This window comes from Flavobacterium sp. (assembly GCF_039916025.1).
GTDB lineage: Bacteria > Bacteroidota > Bacteroidia > Flavobacteriales > Flavobacteriaceae > Flavobacterium.
Map to the genome: position 1 here is coordinate 1 of NZ_JBDSMB010000181.1, position 1,872 is coordinate 1,872.

Genomic DNA, 1,872 nt, shown 5'->3' on the forward strand with positions numbered 1-1,872 from the left:
CCTGGCGTTTCAGAACACATCATAACAGGTCATTACACAGGACCTGGAAAATTTGAAGCCAGTATAGGAAATAATTTTGCTTTGGGCACTTTGTACGATCCGGAAGCCACCCGATTTGTTCATTTTACTTCATTGCCTATTCTTCATTCCATCATAAATGAAAATGCTATAAGAATGTATAGCATGATGAATCTCAACGATCCAAATGAGTATGTCTATTTTGACGAATTGCTTAAAGATGTAAAAATTCCTAAATCTGACATCTATATTCTTTCACTTTGTGGTGTAGATGCTTTAGACAGTAAAAACACCCTCAATCTTTGGAGACTTTATGGACAGGAAGGCTTGGGCGTTGCCATTGAGTTCGAAATTGAATTTCATGGGTATGAATCACACGGAGGTTATTATTTAGGTAAAGTAATTTATGAAAAACCTAATCTTGAGGAATTTAGAGTAAAAAACGCTGAGTTCGAAAGGCGTAATAACTTGGATAAAACAGATTTAAGAGAATTGATGAGAGTACCTGCTTGTTTTCATAAAAATCCTTATTACGAAATTGAGAAGGAAATTCGACTTATGTTTTTTAAAAAGGGATCAACAATAATAGCCACAAATTTTCCATAAGAAAATAACTTTAAATGGGATTTTAACGCTCGTAAAGAACTAGTAACTTACCATAAATTTCCTCTTGAACGAGAAAGCGAATGGCCGCGGATAACAATAAAAAGAATTCAGTTGGGCTTTAAACATTCTGAAGAGGCTTGTAAAAAAACTGAAAAGCATTTTAATGCCCTTATTTGGCATATGAAAAAAGAAAGCATTAGAAGTCGGCAAGAAGCGTTGCCTATTATTGAGCCTTCACCATTAAAAGATATGTATAGATAAAGACTATCTACACCCAGCCGCTGAATTATAATTGTGTGGCGAATGGATGTTCAAAACACTTTGACGCGATGCAACTTCAAAACCAATTCGACGAAATTACCACCCTCATCAAGACTGCCCGCTCAAAAGCGTTTTATGAGGTCAACCGAACGGTGATTGAGCTGTATTGGGAGATCGGAAAATACATTTCCAAAAAAGCAGAAGATGATGGATGGGGCAAAAATATAGTCGAGGAGTTGGCAAAACATCTTGAAAATCAGGTAGCTGACACCGCTGGCTTTTCACCCAGAAACCTCTGGCGAATGAAGCAGTTTTATGAAACCTATAAGGACATTCAAATACTGTCACCACTGGTGACAGAAATTAGTTGGTCGAATAACCTTCTTATAATTTCCGGCACTAAGTCATTGGAAGAGAAGGAGTTTTATCTTCGTCTTGCTATCCGGGAGCGCTACAGCAAACGGGAATTGGAGCGGCAACTCGGCAGCGGGCTGTACGAACGGGTGATGCTGGCAAAAGCCGGGAATTTCCCGGAAGTATTGCCGGGCAAAGACCTGCGGGAATACGGTTTTCGCGACCACTACCTGCTCGAGTTCCTCCACTTGCCGGATGACCACTCCGAAAAAGATTTGCGGAAAAATATCCTGAAAAACCTCCGGGATTTCATCCTCGAATTTGGCAAGGATTTTATTCTTGTCGGTGAGGAATACCCAGTGCAAGTGGGCAAAGAGGACTATTACATTGACCTGTTGTTTTTCCATCGGGAACTCTGCTGCCTCGTCCCATTTGATTTAAAAATTGACCGTTTCAAGCCTGACTATTTGGGCAAAATGAATTTTTACTTAGAAGTGTTGGACAGGGAGCTGAAAAAGCCACACGAGAATCCCAGTGTCGGGGTGATTCTTTGCAAAGAAAAAGATGACGAGATTGTGGAAATCGCTTTGAGCCGAAGCTTGTCGCCTACCTTGATTGCCGCTTATGAGACCC

2 protein-coding genes are annotated in these 1,872 nt (G+C 40.3%); both read left to right on the top strand.

Annotation, left to right across the window (positions count from 1 at the left end):
• Positions 1–624 (top strand): DUF2971 domain-containing protein (locus ABIQ27_RS13480; RefSeq protein ID WP_348034440.1); only part of this gene is annotated, 624 nt, incomplete at its 5' end.
• A 329-nt stretch (positions 625–953) separates the two neighbouring features.
• A partial coding sequence (locus ABIQ27_RS13485; protein ID WP_348034441.1) for a PDDEXK nuclease domain-containing protein occupies positions 954–1,872 on the top strand: 919 nt, incomplete at its 3' end.